We start from the raw sequence: 6,315 nt of genomic DNA on the forward strand, positions 1-6,315 counted from the left end.
GGGTGTGCTGGCCATGGGCGTCGCCGCCGTACCAGCCCAAGCCGTCAGCGTCACCCTGACCTGTGACCCGAGCGAGACCGTCAACGGCGCGAACCTGCAAGCGGCCGTGGCGAACCCAGCGAACGACGAAGTTCTCCTGCCCGACTGGTGCGTCTTCACCCTGACGTCCACGTCCGCGCCGTTCGACGGCCTCGCCCCGATCGCCAGAACCTTGAGCATCGACACTGTCAGCGGCTCCAATACCGCCACCATCCGCCGTTCCCCTGCCACCGGCACGCCCCAGTTCCGTCTCTTCGACGTCATCACGGGCGGGGATCTCACCCTCAACAACGTCACCATCCAGAACGGCGATGTGACAAGCGACAACATCAGCGGCGGAGGAGGCATCCTCCTTCAGCTCGGTGGCACCCTGACCACCAACAACATCCATGTCCAGGGCAACACCGGCTCGGCCCTCGCTGGCGCCGGCGGCCTCGCGCTTCGGTCGGGCACCGCTACCCTCAATGGCGGAAGCGTCACCGACAACCGGGCCCCCACCTCCGGCGCGGGCGGCATCTTCAATCTCACCGACACCACCCTCAATGACGTGCGCGTCAGTGGCAACCGTGCTCAGGATGGCGGGGGGATCCTCACCAGCTCGGGCCTTCTCACCGTCACCGACGGCACCATCAGCAACAACACCGCGAGCGCCAGCAGCGGAGGGCTGTTCCGCGCAGCGGCCGCTAGGGTCGTCCTCGACGGCACCTCCGTCACCGACAACCGGGTCACCAGCGGCAGCGGTGGCGGCATCAGGTCCGGTGCCGCTAGCCCTTCCTCTACGATGACGATCAGGAATGCCCTGATCGCAGGGAACATTGCTGCTGACGGCACCAACCCTTCCGGCGGCGGGCTCTGGGTATCCGCTCCAAGTCCGGTCATCGTGGACAACACCACCATCACCAAAAATCGCACCGTGGGACAGAGCGGCCGTGGCGGCGCCATCGCCCAGACCGGCAGCGGCAACCTCAGCCTCACCCTCCAAAACGGAACCCAGGTCGCCGACAACACCGGCTCTGGTCAGTACTCCCAGGGCGGAGGCATCTACCGGTCCTCGGGCGGCACGCTCACTGTTTCCGACACCACCGTCAGCGGCAACCGGGTTTCCGGGACCGGAGCCCAGACCGGCGGCGTCTACAACCTCGGCACCGGTGTCACTTTCACCAATACCGCCATCTCCGGCAACACCTCACCCAACGCCCCTGCACCTGGCGGCCTCTACACCAACAACGCCATCACTGACGGCGGCGGCAACAGCGTCACGGGCAACATCCCTACCAACTGCACCTTCAGCCCCGTCATCCCCGCCTTCTGTACCCTCCCCTGACAGCGAGGATCGGCACGGCATCGTCCGTCGGCCTGGCTCCAGAGGGTCGCCACTGCCGGGCGATGCCGTGAGGCACTGTGGTGGCTCTGCCCGACCCGACCCGGCACATACAGATTGCCCAGAAAGATACGGCAGTGAGGCGAGACAGCGGCCACGGGCGTCGTCCGATTTCGCCTGCACGCGGCTTGGCCTGCAAACCATGCATAACGAACTCGCCCGGGGTAGGTACGCGCACTGCGCACCCCTGGCATCGGCTGAGATCCGGCCAGGTTAATGCGTCAGCCCTTACAGGACGCCCGGGGTTTGTTCCACCCCGGGATCCTTTCTCCGCCTTCCTCAACCATTCATTGGGCACACTGTGCGACTACAACGAATGTTGCGGTCACTTCAGAGCTGTTGAACAGCGTGACGGCCCACGCGTTGGAAGCGAATGCTCTGGAATTGAACAGGACATCCATGGGGTCTGTCATCAGATAGCCACCGGATGTGAGGGCTCCCGTCGAGCATGCAGCAAAGCCCGTGCCCCATTCCCCGGGAGCCAGCGTGACGGGCTCTCCGCTTACCTCTGTCGTGCTGGTGGGTCCTGTCGGCCCTGTTGCTCCTGTTGTACCCGTTGCGCCGGTCGGTCCCGTCAGACCGGTCGCACCCGTGGGCCCAACGTCCCCCGCTGTTCCTGTGGCACCCGACGGCCCTGTGGCTCCTGTTGTTCCCGTCGGACCGGTCGGGCCCGTCGGGCCCGTCGCGCCCGTCGCGCCCGTGGGCCCAACGTCGCCCGTTGTTCCTGTGGCTCCAGTTGTGCCGGTCGGTCCCGTCGGGCCCGTGGGGCCTGTGGGGCCTGTGGGGCCGATGGGTCCCTGCCCTTCATGATCCCCGTGATGATCCGAAGGCCAGTCCGGACGATCCGTAGTGCAGTCCTCTTCACGCCGGCATTCGCCTGCAGCCGCTGGCGCCCCGACCAGGGCAGCCCGTGCCGTGGCGATGGGCTGGATGCTTGCAGCGGAAGGGCTTGTAAAGCCGGACAGGACGAGTGTCAGCGAGGCCAGCGCCCCACCAGTCAGCCAGAGGTGACGCCCAGGAAGCGGCCCTAGGCGGCAGCGTCCATTTCCGGAGCCGGTGCTCATGGAATCTCCTGATCTTCTGATGGCCTTCGCCCGTCGAAGAAGTGACAATCGCTCGAGGGCGCGACGAGGATGATCGTGACAAACAGGACGCCAGCGTGCACTTTGAGCAACCTCGGCACGCTGATCAAACCCGCGGCTGAAATCCCCCCTCTGACCCGACAAGACCGTCAGGCAAAAGCAACCGGGCGGCCGCGCCGCCGTTGTCAGGCCAGATGGCCGCACTCGGCTCGGGTTACTGCAACCGGGTGCTGCGGTGAACCCTTGCCTATGCCTGGAGGTGACCGCGGCGAAAACTGGAGGTCCCACGCCGGCTCTGTGAAAGCTGGCGGCCAGTCAGGCTTCCGACGGGCGAGCTGCGGGGTGTGGCCTGCCCGCGCGAGCCGGTGCCCGGCCGACCGGGGCAGGGTCGACCGGCTCACTCAGCGAGGCCTGGGCCGCGTCTGTCCATCACCGCAGCCAGGCGACGCCATCCGTATTTGGGAAGCCCGCCGAAATGGAGCGGTCGACGGCCGTCCCCGTCAGCGCCGGCTGAGGGGGACTGTGCCCCTTCCTCGCGCAGGACCATCAGGCGACGGCCGGGCGCTGGGCGGCGAGGCGGTCGGCGTTCTCCTGGGTCTTCGCGGCGTAGGCGCGCACCGCGTCGGCGGCCGCGGGCTCAAGCTGCCAGCTGGGCGAAGCGCTTCTGCCCGGGGGCACCGAAGAGATACAAGACCAGGGACTCGCTGAGCGTGCGCTGTGTCAGGCATGGCGTCGACGCTAGCCATGAACTACAGGGAGGGTGTCGGAATGCGCTGAATTAGCCAGAAAGCAGTGACATCGAGGAGTTACTCCCCGCGTCGGGTCACTTGCTGGCTCTGTCCACGAGAACGGAGAGCACTTTGCTAGCGGTTCGGCGGCCGCGGCCCACGCGAGATGCTCATCAGTTTCGACAGCACCGGGCCTCCTGTGCCAGCGCGGAGAGGGGCCCGGGCGTCGATGCAGGTGCTCGGAGATCCGGACGAATCCTGAGCGGACACCCGGTGTCTTTCCCCGAAGGCGGGTCGTGCCGTAGCAGGCAGGGGCGGCTACCAGCGAGGATGCCCGTCGTGACCACTGACCAGAACGTCGTTCCCCTCCGCTCGACACACCCAGCACCCGTGGTGTTCGGTGCGGGAGCGGCCATCGGCGTTCTGGGCCGCCTCTCGGCTCTCCTCACCGCACCCGCGACGGTGGCGGCCTGCCCGCACTCGTCCTCGGTGTGTCCCTCGATAAACCCGGCCACCGTCCCGCCTACAACGGCATCAAGATCCTCAGCAGGCTCCGCGAGCGCGGCTACAAGCCGGGATACCTGGCCGGGGACGTCGCCTACAACAACTCCGAACCCGCCGAATGGCAGCTACCCGTCCGCGCCCTCGGCTACAAACCCGTCTACGACTACCGAGTCGATCAGCTCGGTCAGCAAGCGGGCACGGACGGCGCGATCATGGTCGAGGGCACTTGGTACTGCCCCTCCATGCCCTAGCTCCTCATCGACGCCACCGAGGACCTCTACGACGAGCGCATCGACCAGGAGACCTGGATCCGACGCATCGAAGCCCGTAAGCCCTACCGCCTGATCCCAAGGAGCACGAGGACCCCGACGGGTAGCAGCGCATGATGTGCCCGGCCGAGGCCGGCAAGGTCCAGTGCCCGATCAAGCCGCGCACTCTCGGCCGGGTGTCGGCGTACGGTCTTGGCTCCCCAGCCGTGTACAGATGAATGTCCCCAAACGTCAGGCCGCTTCGCTCTCTTCCTCTACTGCCTTGAGACGGAGTTCTCAGGGGGAGAGCAGACCGTTGCGCGGGTGGCGGCGCGTGTCAGTTCCGGATGGCTGAGGACGTCGGTGCTGTCGATGAACTGGTCGACGTTGCCGATCGTCGGCAGGGTGCGGATGGCCGGGTCGGTGATGCGGGTGGTCAGCGCCGCGGTGAAGCGTTCGGCGTGCAGGACCTGAAAGGGTCTGGTGTGGTAGGCCGCGTGGTGGGGTCGACAGGGTCGGTGAGGCCGAGTTGGTTGTGTGTGGCCGCGACGGCCTCGTAGGCGTGGGCCAGGTGATGTTCGCGGGTGTGCCAGTCGGTGGCGGCGAGGGCCGCGGTGAGGACCGGGCCGAGGGCGGGTGCCTGGGGGGTGCGGGCGAAGGCGCTGCCGAGCCATTTGCTGTAGGGCGGGTAGCGGCGGTCCATTAGCAGGCAGAGTCGCATCAGATCGCGCACCAGGCAGGCGGCGACGATGGCGGAGCCGATTTCGTCGCCCACTTCGCCGCAGCGCCCGACAAAGGCTTCTTCCTGGGAGATGCGTTGCCACTGGCAGGCGAGTAGGTAGAGCCAGAGGTCGTGGGGGTACCAGTGGAGGGTGGCGCGGGCTGGTGCGAGCTGGCCGAGTCCGTCGTGGAAGACGGCACCGGCAGTGACCTCAACGAGGATCTGGGTGGGGGCGGCCAGCCAGTCCGCCAGGGTGATGTCCTTGCTCGGGTCGAAGCCCAGTTGCGCGGTGAACCAGGTGCCCAGGTCTGTGACTTCAACTCGGTGGTGGACCGGTCCGTCGGTCGTCTGCATGACCCGGATGCCCGATTCGCCGGTGGGGGCGAAGTGTGTCGGGTAGCCGCTGAAGGTCTTCGGTAGGCGTTCGGAGAGCAGTGCCGTGATCCTCGCTCCGTGGTGGGTGACGTCGTGCGGGTGCAGGAAGATCTGCAGGCGGGGCCCCCACTCGTGGTCGGCGGAGCGGGCGGTGTCGAATCCGAGGACTTCCGAGCCGCTGCCGAGGCGGGCGGCGGAGTGCGTAATCCTGGGGGCGGCCTCGTCCAACAGGGGCCGTACGGCTTCGAGGTAGAAGCGGCGGGAGAGTTCCAGTCCGGGGATGAAGGACGGCGTGGTCATGCTGGGGAGGGTGCCGGATCGGCAAGTGGTCGGTCGAAGGCTTTTCTACGTCCGGCAGGTCGCGGTTGACTGCGCGTACGGCCGGTCCGATCCGCCAACAGCAGCTACAGCCGCCCGCCGCCTGGCATCGGCCGGCCGCAGACGGCCGAGCAACACCCGTCAGCGCGTCAGAAGCTGTCCGCGTTCATCCGCACGTGGCTGGGGACGTTCACGTGTACGCCGACACCGGGGCATCCACCTGCCGCTCGTGGACCCGGAGCCGAGCCCTGCGGGCCCCCTCAAGGTCTGCCGCCAGCGCAGCATCACCCTCGCCCCAGCCGCCGGCGCCAAGCACTGGCAAGCCCTCGAGTACGGCGACGAGGAATGGCGGAAGGTCTACTTCCGGCTCCGGACAGCGTCGAGGGCTTCAACGGCTTCGCGAAGAACCCTCTCGCCGAAAACTGTCGAGTCCGCCGACTCCCGCCGCATCCGCGGCATCGCCGCCCAGACCATCCTTCTCGTCTACCAGCTCGCCCACGCCAACCGCCGGAAGATCAAGAAGTGGGTCGAGACGCTCGCGCTCAACGGAGAGCGCCCCCGCAAGCGCACCCACCACCGGCGCCGCACCAAGCCGCTGGGCCGCCGGACCCCCACCGGCTACCTCGCACTGACCGGCTAGCGATCAACTCCGGCCGCACCAGCTGAAGATCAACCAAAGATCAGGGCCCGCATCATGACGCATGACACGATGTGGGCTCTTTCACTTGAAAACGCCCAAATCTGCCGTTCGCTCGGACCGCAGCACCCCGGACAACGAAAAACGGGCCCTCACCAGGACTTTCGTCTCTGGTGAGAACCCGTTTCGTCGGTTTCTCACAAGCCGGCCGGGGTGGAGGCCATCGGCCTCCACCCCCCTCAAACCGCCCGGCGGCCGGGCCGGGTGGACAGAACCGGCCGC

General features: G+C 67.3%; 4 protein-coding genes and 1 pseudogene. 3 read left to right on the plus strand and 2 right to left on the minus strand.

The genetic code is table 11. From position 1 onward, the window contains the following. The first annotated feature begins 13 nt into the window (after nucleotides 1-13). Nucleotides 14-1,363: a hypothetical protein gene (locus ACFYWI_RS36640; protein ID WP_389240193.1), complete on the plus strand. Its 1,350-nt coding sequence runs from the start codon at nucleotides 14-16 to the stop codon at nucleotides 1,361-1,363. 1,685 nt (nucleotides 1,364-3,048) lie between these two features. On the opposite strand, the gene ACFYWI_RS36645 is transcribed toward ACFYWI_RS36640, so the two are convergent. Next, nucleotides 3,049-3,180: a hypothetical protein gene (locus ACFYWI_RS36645; RefSeq protein WP_389240195.1), complete on the minus strand. Its 132-nt coding sequence runs from the start codon at nucleotides 3,178-3,180 to the stop codon at nucleotides 3,049-3,051. 541 nt (nucleotides 3,181-3,721) lie between these two features. On the opposite strand from ACFYWI_RS36645, the gene ACFYWI_RS36650 reads away from it, so the two are divergent. Further along, nucleotides 3,722-3,985: a hypothetical protein gene (locus ACFYWI_RS36650; RefSeq protein ID WP_389240197.1), complete on the plus strand. Its 264-nt coding sequence runs from the start codon at nucleotides 3,722-3,724 to the stop codon at nucleotides 3,983-3,985. A 272-nt stretch (nucleotides 3,986-4,257) separates the two neighbouring features. Here ACFYWI_RS36650 and ACFYWI_RS36655 read toward each other — a convergent pair. Further along, nucleotides 4,258-5,378: pseudogene (locus ACFYWI_RS36655) on the minus strand (DUF4037 domain-containing protein). A gap of 247 nt (nucleotides 5,379-5,625) precedes the next feature. Between ACFYWI_RS36655 and ACFYWI_RS36660 the strand changes: the two are divergent. After that, the gene (locus tag ACFYWI_RS36660; protein WP_389240199.1) at nucleotides 5,626-6,036 is read left to right on the plus strand and encodes a hypothetical protein; all 411 of its coding nucleotides are present in this window, start codon (nucleotides 5,626-5,628) and stop codon (nucleotides 6,034-6,036) included. Nucleotides 6,037-6,315: the final 279 nt, after the last annotated feature.

The organism is Streptomyces sp. NPDC002889 (assembly GCF_042888425.1).
In the GTDB taxonomy this organism is placed as follows: Bacteria; Actinomycetota; Actinomycetes; order Streptomycetales; family Streptomycetaceae; genus Streptomyces.